The following is a 15638-nucleotide window of genomic DNA, read 5'->3' as shown; positions in this document are numbered from 1 at the left end:
CCTGCATTTTGCCGGAACATCGGGCGCGGGCAGGGGTTGGGTCCGCAGAACGGGCCTGCGGGCCTGACCCCTAAAGCAAGGAGACGACCATGCTGAAATTCATCGGTGGCACCATCGGTATCATTTTCCTGATAGGGCTGGCGGTCGTGGTCGGCCTGCTGATGCTGATCTTCTAACCGAATGGGCGGGCCGCAAGGTCCGCCCTTTTCACGTGCGCTCACACTAGGAAGTTGGCTGGGGCGCCAGGATTCGAACCTGGGTATGTCGGTACCAAAAACCGATGCCTTACCACTTGGCGACGCCCCAACTGGCGCGCTGTTTACTCAAGCCGCCGGGGGGCCGCAAGCCCAAAAATCGGCGGGCGGGGGATGACCATGCAAACTCCGTCCTCGTTGCGCCGCGCGCTGGCTGGGGCTAAGGGCAGGGGATGGAAACTGCAGACGTCCTGATCCTTGGTGCCGGCGCGGCTGGCCTGTTTGCCGCGGCCGAGGCCGGGCGGCGCGGGCGGCGGGTGATCGTGCTCGACCATGCCGTGCGGCCGGGCGAGAAGATCCGGATTTCCGGCGGCGGGCGCTGCAATTTCACCAACCTGTCGACGGCGCCGGAGCGGTTTTTGTCGAAAAATCCGCGGTTTGCACTGTCGGCTTTGCGGCGGTTTACGCCGCAGGATTTCATCGCGCGGGTCGATGCCGCCGGGATTGCCTGGCACGAGAAGACCCTTGGCCAGCTGTTCTGCGACGGCAAGGCCACGCAGATCGTGGACATGCTGCTGACCGGCGCGGACCGTGCGGGCGCGAAACTGGTGACGGGGGCGGAGATCGGCGCGGTGCGGCGTGAGGGGGGGCGGTTCACGGTTGAGACCTCGCGCGGGGCCTTTGCCGGGGCCAGCCTGATCGTGGCGACGGGGGGCAAGTCGATCCCGAAAATCGGGGCCTCTGGGCTGGGTTACAAGGTCGCGGAACAGTTCGGTTTGCCGGTGCTGGAAACGCGTCCGGGCCTTGTTCCATTGACGTTTGCGGAGCAGGAGCTGGAGCGGCTGAGGCCTTTGGCGGGGGTGTCGGTGAGCGCGCGGGTGAGCTCGGGGAAGACCGGGTTTGACGAGGCCTTGCTGTTCACGCATCGCGGGTTGTCGGGGCCGGCGGTGCTGCAGGTGTCCAGCTACTGGCGCGAGGGGCTGCCGATCACGGTCGATCTGGCGCGGGGGCAGGATGTGGCGGCGGCGCTGAAGGCGGCGCGGGGCGCGGCGGGGCGGGTGGCGCTGCAGAGCGCGCTGGCGCGGTTGCTGCCCGAGAAGGTGGCGGCGCTGGCGCTGGCAGAGGCGGGGCTGGACGGCGCCAACCGCTTGGCGGATCAGGGAAATCCGGTGCTGGAGCGGCTGGCCTCTGGCATCCACGGCTGGGTGCTGCGGCCGGTGGGGACGGAGGGTTACCGCACCGCCGAGGTGACGCTGGGCGGGGTGGATACGGATGCGCTCGACGCCCGGACGATGGAGGCGAAGGCGGTGCCGGGGCTCTATTTCGTCGGCGAGGTGGTGGACGTGACCGGCTGGCTGGGCGGGTACAACTTCCAGTGGGCCTGGTCCTCGGGCTGGGCGGCGGGGCAGGTGGCGTGAGGTAAGGCTTTGATTCCGTTGAAAAGCCCTATGTGGAAACCATGCAGAAGGCATATGTATTTCATATGCATAGGGGAATTGTCGGGAATTGGTGGGGGTCTGGCCGCTGGGGTGCGGTTTGAGACAGTTTCCCGGCAATACTTTTTGGTATATCCTTCCCCCACCCAGCAACCCCAGAGGCAACCCACATGCCCCGCAACACATCCGTGACAATTGGCGATCACTTTGCCAGCTTCATCACCGAGCAGGTGAAGGCCGGGCGCTACGGGTCCACCAGTGATGTGGTCCGGGCGGGGCTGCGGCTGCTGGAAGAGCACGAGGCGCGGGTGAAGGCTCTGCAGGAGGCGCTGTTGGCCGGGGAGGAGTCGGGCGAGCCGGGTGAGTTTGACTTCGAGGCGTTCAAGGCCCGGAAGCGGGCGGGCCATGCCGAGTGATGAAGGCCCTTGGCTTCTCGCCCGCGGCGCAGGCCGATATCGAGGGGATCTGGGATTACAGCGCGGACAGGTGGGGGCCGGATCAGGCCGACCGCTACACCGATGAGATCCGCGATGCCTGCCTTGCCCTCGCGGGCGAGCGGGCGCGGGGGCAGGCGGTTGACCTGCGGCCCGGATACCTGAAGTACCGGACCGGATCGCATGTAATCTATTACCGGGATCGGGGGGGGCCGGCTGGATGTCATCCGCGTGCTGCACAGCCGGATGGATGTGGAGCGGCATCTGTAGGGGCTGGCATTCTATACGATATGGCTTTGGCGAATGCGGCTGTCTATGCTTGGACCATGGCGGCTCCAGACTTCTCCAAACCAACCATCGATACCCTTGCCAGACGAGCGCGCTTCCAGTGCTCCAATCCTGATTGCGCAGTTCATACCGTTGGGCCGAACAGCGATCCCGAGAAAGCGACGATGATTGGCGAGGCCGCGCACATCATGGGCGCTAAGCTTGGGGCAGCGCGCTACGATGCGGCTATGTCAGACGTGACCCGTGCGGCGATCACGAATGGCATCTGGCTCTGTCGAAACTGTCATGGAGAGATTGATCGGGATGCGGCGGCGTACCCTGCCGAACTGCTTTTCGCTTGGCGGAAAGAGCATGAGGAGCGCGCGGCGCGTGAGCTGGGGACGCGAGGAGATCGCATTCGATACGAGACCGAGATGGCTCCCTTCGATTTCCTTTCAGGGTACCCGCCCATCATTCAACGCATCGTGATCGACAAACCTCCCGGCTGGGAATGGCGCTTCGTCGCGGAGCTGATGAGGCACCTGAACAAGCCTCAGTTCAAGCGCCTCAAGAACCTTCAGGCCGGTCACTATTACAGTCCGCAGCCTCGTGTTCAAAGTGACCAGTTCCTCAGCTGGGTTGTGGAGCGCTCGCGCGTCATGTCGAACCTTGTTGGGCTGCTTGCAAGCCTCATCGGCCGGCTGACAGCAAGTTGGGGAGAACCAGGTGAGCCGGGTGATGTCGAAGAGATGCACGACGTCTGCATTCTGATTCATGGCGCCCTGACTGCCATCATTGATTGCGAGGAGTCCCTGCACTTTGCGCACGTTCCCAATGAGGGTGAGGCCATACGAACGCTTCTAATGAATGTGGTGGGACCCAATGCGGCGAATTTGGCCGAGTTTCCGGATAAACTCGATGAGGTGGTGGCAATGATTCCGACGGATCATGGAGGAACGGCTGAAGAGCCGCTGATCATCCAGTGGACATTCCCTTTCAGTCTTCCCGACAGATTTAATGAACGATTCGAGGAGGCCTTGCGGCTGTACGAACGTGACATCCTGGGTTGATCCCGCGCCAGATTGGCGCGACCCCACTCACCTCGCCATCCTTGGCGAAGGCCATCGCCTTCGCCACTCACTGCCGTTTCATCTTGCACCGGACGGGCCCCCAAAGGGCCCGGCCAGCGCCCGCCCCGCCCTTGGCGGGCGCTTCTCGCCCGCCAGGTCGGGCGCTGGCCTCACTCGGTCTTGGGGTGCCGATGGCACCGGGTGCTTTCGTCGCGCACGGGCGGGGGCGAGGCAGTGCCTCGCCTATTCCCGCCCGATGTGAGTGGTTCGAAGTCGAGGAGGCTTGCCCGAAGTCCGCCAAGGCCTCCCCGCCCCCCCTCACACCCTGACCGGATCCGCCTTCGCCACCGCGTCCAGCGCCATCAGCACCCGCAGCAGCCCTGCCATCTCGTCCAGCGGCACCATGTTCGGCCCGTCGGAGGGCGCGGTGTCGGGCGCCTCATGCGTCTCGATGAACACGCCGGCGATGCCGAGGCTGACGGCGGCGCGGGCCATGGCCGGGGCGAACTCGCGCTGGCCGCCGGTCGAGCCGCCCTGGCCGCCGGGCTGCTGCACGGAATGGGTGGCGTCCATGATGACCGGGTAGCCGGTCTTGGCCATGATCGGCAGGCTGCGCATGTCGGCGACCAGCGCGTTATAGCCGAAGCTGACGCCGCGCTCGGTCAGCAGGATCTTCTGGTTGCCGGTGGAGGCGACCTTGTCGGCCACGTTGGCCATGTCCCAGGGCGCCAGGAACTGGCCCTTCTTGATGTTGATGACGCAGCCGGTCTGGCCCGCAGCCAGCAGCAGGTCGGTCTGCCGGCAGAGGAAGGCCGGGATCTGGATCACGTCGACCACCGCCGCTGCCTCGCGCGCCTGATCCGCATCATGGATGTCGGTCAGCACCGGGCAGCCGAAGGCGGCGCGCACGCCCTCCAGCACCTTCAGCCCCTCGGCGATGCCAAGGCCGCGCTTGCCCGACAGCGAGGTGCGGTTGGCCTTGTCATAGCTGCCCTTGAAGATGAACTGGGCGCCCACCGCCGCGCAGGCCTCGGCCATCGCGCCTGCGATCATCTGGGCATGGTCCGCGCTTTCCAGCTGGCAGGGGCCGGCGATCACGGTCAGGGGGCGGTCATTGCCGGTGGTCAGCCCGCCGATCATCACGTCTTTCATGGTCTTCTCCTTGGGCCTGGTCTAGGCCGAAACCTGTTCCCGCAGGATCGAGGCGGTCAGCGACAGCATCAGGTAGAGCCCGCCGAAGATCAGCATCGCCACCAGGGTGTTCTCAAAGGCGCGCGGATAGGTCGGCTCGTCCGGTGGCAGCGGCTTCACGCCGGTGGAGAGGTAGCGCACCTGCTTGTTCGCCTCGATCCGCGCCACCTCCATCTGCTGCGCGGCCTGGCTGAGCATCAGCTGGCGGGTTTGCAGGTCGGCCTCGGCAATGCGCATCTGGCCCGAGATCATGGCAAGGGATGTGGTGCCGCCGGTGCTTTCGGTCAACTGCGCGCGCAGGCTGCCGATCATGTTCTGCAGGCGGACGATATCACCCTCGGCCCCGGCCACGCGGGCGGCGTTGGGCTGGGCATTGTCGTTGAGCTGCTGCAGCTCCAGCCGCTTTTGCGCCAGTTGCACCTCGAAGGTGCCGATCTGCTGCATGACCACGGCGTTTTCGCTGATCGGGTCCAGCACGCCCAGCTTTTCCTGCATTTCCAGCACCCGGGCCTGGGCCAGCAGCACCTTGGCCTCGGCATCGGCATAGCTTTCGCGGGCGCCCTGCATCTGGTCTTCACGCAGGCGCTGGGTCAGGTGATCGACCTGTTCCTCGGCATAGCCGATCAGCGCCTCGGCGAAGGCGGTGGAGACTTCGGGATCGGCGGCGATCACCTCCATCTTGATGATGCCCTCGGTCGGGTCATAGCCGATCTTCACGTTGCGCTTGTAGGTGCGGTAGGCCGCTTCCTCGGTGGCATCGGGGGCGAGGCGCTGCAGCGGGTCGATGCCCGGCTGGCTCCAGTGATCGCGGAAGCCAAGGTCACGGTCCAGCCGCTGCATCGCCTCGCGCGATTGCATATAGCCCTGCACGGTGATCGAATCCTGGCTGGTGGCGAATTGCGTGCCCGAGAACATCGAGCCGATGCTGGAGGCGCTTTCCGCCTGCTGGATCACGAATTCCGAGCGGGTGGCGAAAAGGGGCGTCGCGATGGCAAAGTAATACCAGCCGGCGATCAGCGTCGGCAGCATCACGAAGAAGGCCAGCCGGGTCATCAGCAGGGCCAGCTTGCGGCGGCGGCGCTTGGCGATGCCGCGCTGGACCTTGAGGATTTCGGAGGCGCGCCGTTCGGGCGTCAGCTGCTGCGAGGCGGGCAGTTGCGGCGTCTGGCGCGTGGTCTGCGGCAGTTGGACCTTGCTCTCCTGCGCTTCCGACACCACGAGGTCGAGCATGTTGGACCGCTGGAACGGGTCGATGCCGCGGCGACGCAAGATGCGCACCGCCTCGAAATCCGAGGTCACCTCGATGCCGTGGCGCTGCGCGACGCGGCGGGCCATGCGCAACTGGCGGCCGGTCAGCCCCTCGGCGCGGATCGCGGCGATCTCTTCCTCGGGTGTGCGTTCGGACGGGCCAAGCACGGTATCGGGCGCGGCGGTGGGATAGCGGTCGGGGCCGAAGCCATCATCTTGCGCGGTGTCGGGCACCATCAGCATCGGTGCCTCGCCCGGGTGCTGGCGCGGCATCGGGGCCAGCACCGGCGTGCTGCGCGGCGGGCGCTGCGGCTCGGGTGCAGCCGGCGCTTCGGTGGCGGGCATCGGGGCCGGCTCCGCCGCGGCGGGCGGGGCGGGCTGAGGGGGCGTGGCCCGGCGGATGCGGAATTTCTTAGCCTTGGTAGGAGTAATCATAAAGCTGTTTTGCCTCTTCCAAGGTCTCGAACATATGCAATTGGCCGTCGCGCAGCACGGCTGCGGAACGGCAGAATTTCTCAAGCGTCTGCGCCTGGTGTGACACCACGATCACCGTGGCGCTTTGCAGGCGGTCGCGCAGGATTGTGCCGGCCTTGCGGTTGAACTCGGCATCCGTGGTGGCGGGCATCCCCTCGTCGATCAGATAGATGTCAAACTCCAGCGCCAGCAACAGCGAAAAGCTGAAGCGCGCCCGCATCCCGGAACTGAAGGTGCCCACCGGCATGTCGAAATATTCGTCGATCCCGCAGAGCCAGCGGCTGAACGCCTCGACATAATCGGGGTCGAGGCCGTAGAGGCGGGCGATATATCGGCAATTCTCGGTCGCGGTGTGCTTGTTGACGACGCCGCCCATGAACCCCAGCGGGAAGGACACGCGGCTGGTGCGGGTGATCTTGCCCTCGTCGGGCTTCTCAAGCCCCGCCATCATGTTGATGATCGTGGTCTTGCCGGTGCCGTTGGGGGCGAGGATTCCCAGCGAGTTGCCGAGTTCAACGCGGAACGTGGCGCGGTCAAGGATCACCTTGCGCTGCTTGCCCGTCCAGAAGGACTTGCTCACGTTCTCAAATTCCAGCATTCGCCTCTGCCCCGTCCTGCTCTCGCAGTTCCGTTCTGCCGCCCGCTGGCCCGCAGGCTGTGGTTGAGGAGGCAGCATAGCCCCCCATTTTGCCCGCATTATGGCGGAACGGTTACAAAAAATCCAATGGCTTGCGCGTCACCGGGGGGACGGGGCGGCGCACAACCGCGGAGTTAGTATTCGACCTTCTGGATGCGCAGCAGCTTGCCGGCCAGCAGCGCGATCCCTGCCGCGGCAAAGCTGAACAGCGCGCCCATCTTGGCGGCGTCCTGCACCAGCCCGGCATCGAAGGCGACCGAGGCGACGAACAGCGCCACGGTGAAGCCGATGGCGGCGACGCAGCCCAGAACGAACACGTCGCGCATCGTCATCCCCTCGGGCAGGCCAAAGCCCAGCAGACGCGCGCCGACCCAGCCCATAGCCAGGATCCCCAGCGGCTTGCCGATCAGCAGCCCCGCCATCACCAGCCAGGTCGGTTCGGAAATCGCGCTGAACTCCACCCCCGCATTCAGCAGGCCGAAGAACAGCAAGATGATCTCCACCGGGTATTTCAGGTGGTGTTCCATCGTGTTCAGCAGGTCATGCATATGCTCTTCCGCCTCGGCGAAGATGCCAAAGCCGCGGTCGGCATGGGGGATCGTCGGCACGATCGGCAGCAGGCCAAGCGCGGGGTGGATGCCCGCCTCCTGGAAGGCATACCAGCTGAGGCAGCCGGCGATGAGGTAGGGCCAGAAGGACAGCACCTTGCGCGCGAAGGTCGAGTTCGGGCGCAGCTGGTTGCCGCGGTCCATGTAGCGCGGCAGCCAGTTGGCCAGCACGAAGACCGCAGCGGCGGCGCCGAAGGACAGCAGCAGCCATTCCGGCGCCAACTCGCCCGAGGGGTAGAAGACGGCAAGGATCAGCAGCCCGCCCGCGTCATCGGCAATCGCCAGCAGCAGCAGGAAGCGGATCGCCGGGTGCCCGGCGCCAAAGACCATGCGGCCGACGAGGTAGGAGAAGGCGATGTCGGTGGCGGTGGGGATCGCCCATCCCTGGCTGACCGTGGCATAGACCCCCAGCACCGCCGCGAGGCCGAGGTAGACGGCCACCGGCCCCATCATCCCGCCCAGGGTGGCGATCAGCGGCGTGACCGCCTTGGACCCGCGCAAGGAGCCTTCCTCCAGCACGACGGCTTCCCAGACTTCCTTGGCGGCCATCGCGAAGAACAGCGCCATCAGCACGTCATTGACCAGATAGTGCAGGGTCAGCGTGCGGTGGATCTCACCGTTCACCTCATGGGCGTGGCCGATGATGAAATCGTCGATCAGCACGAACTCGACCACATCATGATAGCTGTTGGGCGCGATATTGGCCCAGATCAGGGCGATGACCGCGCCCCCGATCAGCAGCAGCGAATAGGTGGTGACAAAATTCCAGACGCGATACATCTCTGCCCCTTGTCCCGATTTCGCATTGGCATAATCGATAGGGTACGGCGGGGCAACAACCGCGCGCAGGGCTTTGTGAATTGGCCGCAGGCACCGGACGCGGTTTTGGCGGGCACAGCAGAATTTGGCACTCTTCGCACCAGGCCGCACCCCCCTTGCCCTGCGGCTTGCGCCTCTGGGCCCTGTTTATCCGCCGCACAATCCCTAGATCTGGCGGATGACCGACATCCCCCTCTCCCTCCTTGAGCGCATCGGCGCCTGCCGCCTCTGCGCCGCCGATTTCGCCTGCACCGCCACGGCCCATGCCCCGCGCCCGGTGGCGTGGTTCGACACTGCGGCCACCCCCGGCGTGATGATCGTCGGGCAGGCGCCGGGGATGCGGGTGCATCTGGCGGGGCGGCCCTTTGCCGACCCGTCGGGCGACCGACTGCGGGATTGGCTGGGGATCGGGCCCGAGACCTTCTACGACCGCGCCCGCGTGGCGATCGTACCGATGGCCTTCTGCTTTCCGGGCTATGATGCCGCGGGGTCCGACCTGCCGCCGCCGCCGCGCTGCGCCGCCACCTGGCGGGCCGAGGTGATGGCGGCGCTTGGTCCGGTGCCGCTGGTGCTGCTGGTCGGCGGCCACGCGCAGCGCTGGCATCTGGGCGTAGCGGCCACCCGCGGCGGGGTCGGGGCCACCGTCGCCCGCTGGCAGGGCCATACGCCCGGCGTCTTCCCCTTGCCGCATCCCTCCTGGCGGAATACGGGATGGCTGAAACGCAATCCCTGGTTCGCGGCCGAGGTGCTTCCCGCCCTCCGCGCCCGGGTTCAGGAGGCCTTGGCATGACCGACACTACCGTTCTCGACCTCGCCCATGCCGCGATGAGCGCCGCGCCCGAGGATGACGCCGCCCGCCTGCGCTTTTATGAGCGCATCGCCGATGCCGAGCTGTTCGTGCTGCTGGAGGAGGAGCCTGCTGGCGACCAGATCCGCCCGCAGGTGTTTGCGCTGGAGGAAGGGCAGTTCGTGCTGGCCTTCGACCTCGAGGAACGGCTCTCGGCCTTCACCGAAGCCCCGGCCCCCTATGCGGCGCTGCCGGGGCGGGTGGTGGTGCGGATGCTGGCGGGGCAGGGGATCGGCCTCGGCCTGAACCTTGGCGTTGCCCCGTCCGAGATGCTGCTGCCGGTGGAGGCGCTGGTCTGGCTGGCGCAGACGCTCGATGCCGGGCCACAGGCGGTGGAGGCGGTGCCGGAGCGGTTCCACCCCCCCGCGCAGCTGCCGCAGGCGCTGCTGACCGCGCTGGACGTCAAGCTGGCGCTGGCGGCGGGGCTGGCGGTGCAGGCGCTGCTGGCGGGCGTCAGCTATGCGGGCGGCCGCCGTGGCCACATGCTGGCCTTTCTGGGCGCCCGGCCCGAGGCGCATCCGGCGCTGGCCCATGCGGTGGCCGAGGCGCTGACCTTCTCGGGCGTGGAGGCCGGCGAGATCGACGTGACCTTCCTCGATCCCGCCAGCCCGGCCGCCCGCCAGATGGCCGCCGTGGCGCTGCGCTTCGACCTGCCGCAACCGGCGGAGGAGACGGAGCAGGTGGTGTCCCCCGCCGCCCCGGGCATGGACCCGAGCAAGCCCCCGATCCTGCGCTGATCGCCCCAAACTCCACCGCCCGGTGACCAAGGCGGCGCACCCACCGCCAACGCCGCGCCTTACCCTTTGCTTTTTCCAAATATCCTCGGGGGGCGCGGGGGGCAGAAGGCCCCCCGCTCCTTCAGGTCAAGGCGGTCCCCTCAATACCCGCGCGACCGATCCACCAGATACATCAGCGGCTCCCCCACCTCGGCGCGGCGGATGTTCTCGGCGACCACCACTGCGGCGGTCTCGGGGTAAGTCTCGGCGGCGATATGCGGGGTCACCGTCACCTTCGGATGCGCCCAGAAGGCATGATCCGCGGGCAGCGGCTCCACCCGGAACACATCGAGCGTGGCGTTGGACAGATGGCCGCTGTCCAGCGCCGCCAGCAGCGCCGCGTCGTCGATCAGCGGGCCGCGGCCGGGGTTGATGACCACCGCGCTGGCCGGCATCGAGGCGATCCGTTCCGCGTTCAGCAGGTTCTCCGTCTCCGCCGTATAGGGCATCAGCAGCACCAGGATCTGCGCCTCGGCCAAAGCCTGTGCCAGCCCCGCATCGCCCGACAGGCAACGGATGCCCGGCAGCGACTTGGGCGTGCGGCTCCAGCCCGTCACCCGGAAGTTCAGCGCCGCCAGCATCCTCGCGCAGGCGCTGCCGAGCTCTCCCAGCCCCAGCACCGTCACCGACCGCGCCCGCGCCGGGCCGGGGGCCGTCTCCGGCATCCAGACTGCATCCGCATTCAGGATATGCCGGTCGAGGCCCAGATGATGCCGCAGCACATGGCCGGTGACATATTCCACCATGCTCTCGGTCATCGCCGGGTCGACCATCCGGCACAGCGGCTGGGTCAGGGTGTCATTCCCTACCAGCTTCTCCACCCCGGCCCAGAGGTTCAGCACCGCCTTCGCGCCGGTGAAGGGCGCGAAATCGCTGACCACGCCGCCATTCGCCACGATCAGGTAATCCACCGCAGCCGGATCGGCGGGCGCCGCCTCGGTCACCACAGCCTCCACCCCGGCGGCGGCCAGCGCCTGCGCCAGCGGCGCCTGATAGCGGGGCCACATCCTGGCCCCCGCGGCGAAATAGACATTGAGCATGGCTTACCTCGGTTTGTGGATATGGGCGCTCTGCACCAGCCCGAAGGCCACCATCAGCACCATCATCGCCGACCCGCCGTAAGAGACAAGCGGCAGCGGCACCCCCACCACCGGCACCAGCCCCATCACCATCGACATGTTCACCGCGAAGAACAGGAAGAAGGTGCCGGCAATGCCGATGGTCAGCAGGGCAGAGAAACGGTCCTTGTTGTTGATCGCCGACACCAGGCAGAAGCCGATGATCAGCACATAGAGCAGCAGCAAGGAGAAGGCCCCGACGAAGCCGAACTCCTCGGCCAGCGTGGTGAAGATGAAGTCGGTATGCTTTTCGGGCAGGAAGTTCAGCCGCGACTGGGTGCCCTGCATGAAGCCCTTGCCGGCCCATCCGCCCGAGCCTAGCGCGATCTTGGCCTGGCTGATGTGATAGCCCGCCCCCAGCGGATCGGCCGAGGGGTCCAGAAACGTGTCGATCCGCCGGAACTGATAATCGTGCAGCAACTGCCACGGTGTCCCGCGCGACGACAGCACCACCGTCACCAGCCCGATCCCCGCGCCGATCACCACCGCGAAATAGATCCAGCTGACCCCCGCCGCGAACATCACGATGGCGCCGCCAAAGCTTACTTGAATGGCGGTGCCAAGGTCTGGCTGGGTCAGCACCAGACCCACCGGCAGCAAGATCAGCACCGCGGGCATCAGCACCCACAGCGGCCGAGAGACCTTCTTGACGTCCAGCCAGTCGTAATAGGCGGCCAGCAGCATCACGATGGAGATCTTCATCAGCTCCGACGGTTGCAGCATCATGAAGCCAAGGTTGATCCAGCGCTGCGCGCCCATGCCGACATGGCCGAAGAACTCCACCACCAGCAGCAGCACCAGCGAGATCAGATAGGCCAGCGCCGCCATGTTGCGCCAGAACCAGATCGGCACGAAGCCGACGATGAACATCAGCGTCAGGCCGACGCCGAAGCGCTTCATCTGCGGCTCGGCCCACCGGTCGAGATTGCCGCCCGCGACCGAATACAGCATCACGAACCCGGCCGAGGCGACGGCGGTCAGCAGCAGCACCAGCGGCCAGTTCACATACAGCACCTTGCGGATGCCGGTGGGCACGGTCTTGACGTTATATTCCAGATAGCTCATCGGCCCGCCGTCCCCTCAGGCCCGCGTCGGGGTGACGGGGCCGGTCTCCGGCGCGATCAGCGGCATCAGGCTGCGCTGCTCCTCGATCTTGTCGCGCTGGCTTTCGGGATAGGCAGTCAGCGGCGGCAACCCGCCCGCCAGCGCCTGCAGCAGCATGTCGCGCGCGATCGGCCCGGCAACGCCGGACCCGCCCGAGCCATGCTCCACCACCACGCTGACCGCGACGCGCGGCGATTCATAGGGGCCGTAGCTGACGAACAGCGCATGGTCGCGGCGGTTCCAGGGCAGCTGGTCGTTCGACACCACCCCCGCCGCGCGTTCGGCGGCGGTGATGTTGCGCACCTGGCTGGTGCCCGACTTGCCGGCCATGACCATCGCGTCATCGACCACCCGCACGCCATAGGCCGTGCCGCCGCGGGCGTTCACCACCGCATGCATTCCGCGCCGAACCAGCCGCAGCTGGCCCTCGTCCAGCCCCAGCGACTCGCCGCCCAGGACCGGCTGCTCGACCCCGTCGATGGACCGCACCAGCCGCGGCGTGACCGCCCGCCCGGTCGCCACCCGCGCCGTCATCACCGCCAGTTGCAGCGGCGAGGCCAGCACGAAGCCCTGCCCGATGCCAGAGTTGAAGGTGTCGCCCACCTGCCAGTCGACACCGCGGTTCGCCACCTTCCAGTCCTTGGTCGGCATCAGCCCCTCGGCCACCGCCGACATCGGCAGGTCATGGCTGATCCCCAGCCCCAGCCGGCGGCCCATTTCCGAGATCTTCTCGATCCCGACCCGCTGCGCGATCTCGTAGTAATAGACGTCGCAGGAATGCTGCAGGCTTTCGATCATGCCGACAGAGCCGTGCCCGCCGCGCTTCCAGCAGTGGAAGCGGCGGTTGCCCAGTTCGGTATATCCCCGGCAATAGACGGTCTCGTCGAAGCCGATCACGCCCGCCTCCAGCGCCGCCAGCGCCACCACCATCTTGAAGGTCGATCCCGGTGGATAGGTGCCCTGCACCGCCTTGTTCGCCATCGGGCGATGGTCATGCTCCATCAATGCCCGGTATTCCGGCCCGCTGATCCCGCGCACGAACATGTTGGGGTCATAGCTGGGCGAGGAGACGATGCCGAGGATATCCCCCGTCTCCACATCCATCGCCACCGCCGCCGCGCTTTCCTCTCCCAGACGCGCCTGCATGTAGTTCTGCAGGCCCATGTCGCAGGTCAGCTGCACCCGGGCGCCTTGCTGGCCTTCCTGCCGGTCCAGCTCTCGCATGACCCGGCCCACGGCATTCACCTCGATCCGCTTGGTGCCGGCACTGCCGCGCAGCTGGTCCTCCAGCTTCGCCTCCAGCCCCAGCTTGCCGATCTGGAACTTCGGGATCTGCAGCAGCGGGTCTGGGTTTTCCATCCGCGCCAGATCATAATCGCTGGCCGGGCCGACATAGCCCACCACATGGGTGAAATCGCCCTTCAGCGGGTAGTAGCGCGACAGGCCCACCTCTGGCGTCACGCCGGGCAGGGCGGGGGCGTTCACGGCAACGCGGCTGAAGTCCTCCCAGTCGAGCCGGTCGGCCACGGTGATCGGGACAAAGGCCGAGTGCTTCTTGGCCTCGGCCAAGGTCCGCTCGATATCCGCGGGCGTCAGCGGGATCAGCCGCGCCAGCCGGTGCAGCACCTCTTCGACGTCGCCCGCATCCTCGCGGGTGATGACCACGCGGTAATTCTGCTCGTTCCCGGCCAGCAGCGCGCCGTTGCGGTCATGGATCAGCCCGCGCGCCGGGGGGATCAGACGGATGTTGATGCGGTTTTCCTCGGCCAGCAGGCGGAAGTTATCGGCCTGATCGACCTGCATCTCATGCATCCGAAGGCCAAGGACGGCGACCACTGCCGTCTGCGCCGTGCCCAGGAGCAGCGCCCGGCGGGTGATCTTGCGGGCGCTTTCCGCGGTGTCTTTTGGTGAGCGTCTCATGCCCGGCTCCCCATTCCGTCAATCTCGCTGGGGGCGCGCAGCCCCAGCGCCAGATGCGACACTGCCACCACCAGCGGATAGGCGATCACCGTCGTGACGAATTGCAGCAGCGTCAGGCCCAGCCCGGTCTGTGGCACCACCACCAGCGCCAGCACCGTGCGGTTGGCCAGCAGCATGAGCGCCATCACGGCCGTCACTGTCGCCCATTCCGCAAGGAAGGGCAGCCCGCGCATGGCACTCGCCCGGTCGCGCAGAAACTCCGACCCCAGCAGTACGACCAATGCCCAGAGGCCGGGCGGGCGCATCGCCAGCATGTCCTCGATCAGGAACACCGCGACGATGGCAAGCGCCGGCACGAAATCGGGTCGCCGCAGCACCCAGGCGCAGGTGATGCACAACAGCAGGTCCGGTCCCGGAATCCGCGCGGGCAGGGTGGACAGAGGCAACAGCCGCACGAACAGCAGGGCGGCGGCCAGCGCCACAAACAGCGCGCGATAGCTCCAGCGGCGGGTGGTGACGGGGTCGATCATCCGCCCGCCTCCGTTTCGCTCGCCGCAGGCGCCTCGGCCCCGGGCTCCACCGGCACGGCAGGGGGCACTTCCGGCGGGATCAGCACGCCGGCATCGGTGATCCGCTCGGCCGGGTGGCTGCGCAGCACGCGCAGGAAATCGAGCCGTTCATAATCGGCAGACATCCGCACCCGCAGCCGGCGGTCGGCGCCCTGCGCCACCTGGCCCACCAGCAGCCCGGCCGGGAACACCCCGCCATCGCCGGAGCTGACGACACGGTCGCCCGGGCGCACCTGTTCGGGGTTCTCCAGAAACTCCAGCGGCGGCGCGGCGGAATTGTCGCCCGCCAGCAGCGCCTTTTGCCCCGAGGGCTGCACCGTCACCGGAATCCGGCTGGTGCTGTCGGTCAGCAGGATCACCCGGCTGGTGCTGTTGCCCACGCCCGAGATCCGCCCGACCAGCCCCAGCCCGTCCATCGTCGCCCAACCATCGACGATGCCATCGCGGCTGCCCACGTTCAGCAGCACCGACTGGCGGAAGGGTGACCCCGAATCCGCCAGCACCACGCCAGACACAGAGGTCAGTTGCGGGTCCAGCCGCACCTGATTCTGCGCCAGCAGCTTGGCATTTTGCTGTTCCAGCTGCACCGCGGCCTCTTTCCAGGCCTTCATCTGCTGCAGCTCGCGCTTCAGCTCGGTGTTCTGCTCATGGATGCGGGCATAGGACCGGAAGCCCTCGACCATGCCCACGGCCTTGGTGACGGGCAGCAGTGCCCAATCCATGTTGGGCACCACCTTGTCGACCAGCGCCGCGCGGAACCGCTCTACCCGCGGGCTGTCAATCCGCCACAGCAGAAAGGTCGCCGACAGGGCCAGTGCCAGCACCACGATCAGGATGCGGCGCACCGGCCCGGCAAAGTCGATGTCGGCGTTGCGGTCTCGTGCCACGGATGGTCCCCAGAGCGGTCAGGTCAGGTGCCAGCGCGG

14 protein-coding genes and 1 tRNA gene are annotated in these 15638 nt (G+C 67.0%); 5 read left to right on the top strand and 10 right to left on the bottom strand.

The annotated features are described in order from the left end of the window. Positions 1 to 231: 231 nt before the first annotated feature. A tRNA-Gln gene (locus Q8S30_RS13825) sits at positions 232 to 306 on the bottom strand. Between the two features lie 121 nt (positions 307 to 427). Between Q8S30_RS13825 and Q8S30_RS13820 the strand changes: the two genes are divergently transcribed. The 3 genes from Q8S30_RS13820 to Q8S30_RS13810 all read left to right on the top strand — a co-directional run bounded on the left by Q8S30_RS13820 (position 428) and on the right by Q8S30_RS13810 (position 3401). Then, positions 428 to 1612 (top strand): NAD(P)/FAD-dependent oxidoreductase, encoded by a 1185-nt coding sequence (locus Q8S30_RS13820; protein WP_305666588.1) that lies wholly within the window; start codon positions 428 to 430, stop codon positions 1610 to 1612. Between the two features lie 188 nt (positions 1613 to 1800). Beyond that, positions 1801 to 2046, top strand: a complete 246-nt coding sequence (locus tag Q8S30_RS13815) for a type II toxin-antitoxin system ParD family antitoxin (RefSeq protein ID WP_305666587.1) — start codon at positions 1801 to 1803, stop codon at positions 2044 to 2046. After that, positions 2046 to 3401: a type II toxin-antitoxin system RelE/ParE family toxin gene (locus tag Q8S30_RS13810; protein WP_305666586.1), complete on the top strand. Its 1356-nt coding sequence runs from the start codon at positions 2046 to 2048 to the stop codon at positions 3399 to 3401. Before Q8S30_RS13815 ends, Q8S30_RS13810 begins: the two co-directional genes overlap by 1 nt. 318 nt (positions 3402 to 3719) lie before the next feature. On the opposite strand, the gene kdsA is transcribed toward Q8S30_RS13810, so the two are convergent. The 4 genes from kdsA to Q8S30_RS13790 all read right to left on the bottom strand — a co-directional run bounded on the left by kdsA (position 3720) and on the right by Q8S30_RS13790 (position 8339). Beyond that, positions 3720 to 4553, bottom strand: a complete 834-nt coding sequence (gene kdsA, locus Q8S30_RS13805; protein WP_305666585.1) for a 3-deoxy-8-phosphooctulonate synthase — start codon at positions 4551 to 4553, stop codon at positions 3720 to 3722. A 21-nt stretch (positions 4554 to 4574) separates the two neighbouring features. After that, positions 4575 to 6185, bottom strand: coding sequence for a capsule biosynthesis protein (locus Q8S30_RS13800; RefSeq protein ID WP_371135518.1), 1611 nt, complete (start codon positions 6183 to 6185; stop codon positions 4575 to 4577). A 67-nt stretch (positions 6186 to 6252) separates the two neighbouring features. After that, positions 6253 to 6912, bottom strand: a complete 660-nt coding sequence (locus Q8S30_RS13795; protein ID WP_305666583.1) for an ABC transporter ATP-binding protein — start codon at positions 6910 to 6912, stop codon at positions 6253 to 6255. Between the two features lie 173 nt (positions 6913 to 7085). After that, the gene (locus Q8S30_RS13790; protein ID WP_305666582.1) at positions 7086 to 8339 is read right to left on the bottom strand and encodes a Na+/H+ antiporter NhaA; all 1254 of its coding nucleotides are present in this window, start codon (positions 8337 to 8339) and stop codon (positions 7086 to 7088) included. 217 nt (positions 8340 to 8556) lie between these two features. Between Q8S30_RS13790 and Q8S30_RS13785 the strand changes: the two genes are divergently transcribed. Continuing rightward, a complete protein-coding gene (locus Q8S30_RS13785; protein ID WP_305666581.1) occupies positions 8557 to 9168 on the top strand; it encodes a uracil-DNA glycosylase family protein in 612 nt (203 codons plus the stop codon). Then, positions 9165 to 9962 carry an SseB family protein gene (locus Q8S30_RS13780; protein WP_305666580.1) on the top strand — a complete coding sequence of 266 codons (798 nt, stop codon included), beginning with the start codon at positions 9165 to 9167 and terminating at the stop codon, positions 9960 to 9962. The genes Q8S30_RS13785 and Q8S30_RS13780 overlap by 4 nt, the downstream gene beginning before the upstream one ends. 140 nt (positions 9963 to 10102) lie before the next feature. Here Q8S30_RS13780 and Q8S30_RS13775 read toward each other — a convergent pair whose 3' ends face one another. The 5 genes from Q8S30_RS13775 to mreC are packed head-to-tail and all read right to left on the bottom strand — an operon-like array spanning position 10103 to position 15599. After that, positions 10103 to 11041: a glyoxylate/hydroxypyruvate reductase A gene (locus tag Q8S30_RS13775; RefSeq protein ID WP_305666579.1), complete on the bottom strand. Its 939-nt coding sequence runs from the start codon at positions 11039 to 11041 to the stop codon at positions 10103 to 10105. 3 nt (positions 11042 to 11044) lie between these two features. Further along, positions 11045 to 12184 (bottom strand): rod shape-determining protein RodA, encoded by a 1140-nt coding sequence (rodA, locus tag Q8S30_RS13770; protein ID WP_305666578.1) that lies wholly within the window; start codon positions 12182 to 12184, stop codon positions 11045 to 11047. Positions 12185 to 12199: 15 nt separating this feature from the next. Next, on the bottom strand, positions 12200 to 14143 hold the full coding sequence (gene mrdA / locus Q8S30_RS13765) for a penicillin-binding protein 2 (protein ID WP_305666577.1): 1944 nt from the start codon (positions 14141 to 14143) through the stop codon (positions 12200 to 12202). Then, a complete protein-coding gene (locus Q8S30_RS13760; RefSeq protein WP_305666576.1) occupies positions 14140 to 14673 on the bottom strand; it encodes a rod shape-determining protein MreD in 534 nt (177 codons plus the stop codon). The genes mrdA and Q8S30_RS13760 overlap by 4 nt, the downstream gene beginning before the upstream one ends. Next, positions 14670 to 15599 (bottom strand): rod shape-determining protein MreC, encoded by a 930-nt coding sequence (gene mreC / locus Q8S30_RS13755; protein ID WP_305666575.1) that lies wholly within the window; start codon positions 15597 to 15599, stop codon positions 14670 to 14672. The genes Q8S30_RS13760 and mreC overlap by 4 nt, the downstream gene beginning before the upstream one ends. Positions 15600 to 15638: the final 39 nt, after the last annotated feature.

It is taken from the genome of Frigidibacter sp. (assembly GCF_030695035.1).
Taxonomy (GTDB): Bacteria; Pseudomonadota; Alphaproteobacteria; order Rhodobacterales; family Rhodobacteraceae; genus Frigidibacter.
This window is presented reverse-complemented; position numbering and strand designations above follow the sequence as displayed.

What these genes read in the sequence shown, in the direction of transcription:
- Q8S30_RS13820 (WP_305666588.1), top strand. Translation starts at nt 428, where the DNA reads ATGGAAACTGCAGACGTCCTGATCCTTGGTGCCGGCGCGGCTGGCCTG.
- Q8S30_RS13815 (WP_305666587.1), top strand. Translation starts at nt 1,801, where the DNA reads ATGCCCCGCAACACATCCGTGACAATTGGCGATCACTTTGCCAGCTTC.
- Q8S30_RS13810 (WP_305666586.1), top strand. Translation starts at nt 2,046, where the DNA reads ATGAAGGCCCTTGGCTTCTCGCCCGCGGCGCAGGCCGATATCGAGGGG.
- kdsA (WP_305666585.1), bottom strand. Translation starts at nt 4,553, where the DNA reads ATGAAAGACGTGATGATCGGCGGGCTGACCACCGGCAATGACCGCCCC.
- Q8S30_RS13800 (WP_371135518.1), bottom strand. Translation starts at nt 6,185, where the DNA reads ATGCCCGCCACCGAAGCGCCGGCTGCACCCGAGCCGCAGCGCCCGCCG.
- Q8S30_RS13795 (WP_305666583.1), bottom strand. Translation starts at nt 6,912, where the DNA reads ATGCTGGAATTTGAGAACGTGAGCAAGTCCTTCTGGACGGGCAAGCAG.
- Q8S30_RS13790 (WP_305666582.1), bottom strand. Translation starts at nt 8,339, where the DNA reads ATGTATCGCGTCTGGAATTTTGTCACCACCTATTCGCTGCTGCTGATC.
- Q8S30_RS13785 (WP_305666581.1), top strand. Translation starts at nt 8,557, where the DNA reads ATGACCGACATCCCCCTCTCCCTCCTTGAGCGCATCGGCGCCTGCCGC.
- Q8S30_RS13780 (WP_305666580.1), top strand. Translation starts at nt 9,165, where the DNA reads ATGACCGACACTACCGTTCTCGACCTCGCCCATGCCGCGATGAGCGCC.
- Q8S30_RS13775 (WP_305666579.1), bottom strand. Translation starts at nt 11,041, where the DNA reads ATGCTCAATGTCTATTTCGCCGCGGGGGCCAGGATGTGGCCCCGCTAT.
- rodA (WP_305666578.1), bottom strand. Translation starts at nt 12,184, where the DNA reads ATGAGCTATCTGGAATATAACGTCAAGACCGTGCCCACCGGCATCCGC.
- mrdA (WP_305666577.1), bottom strand. Translation starts at nt 14,143, where the DNA reads ATGAGACGCTCACCAAAAGACACCGCGGAAAGCGCCCGCAAGATCACC.
- Q8S30_RS13760 (WP_305666576.1), bottom strand. Translation starts at nt 14,673, where the DNA reads ATGATCGACCCCGTCACCACCCGCCGCTGGAGCTATCGCGCGCTGTTT.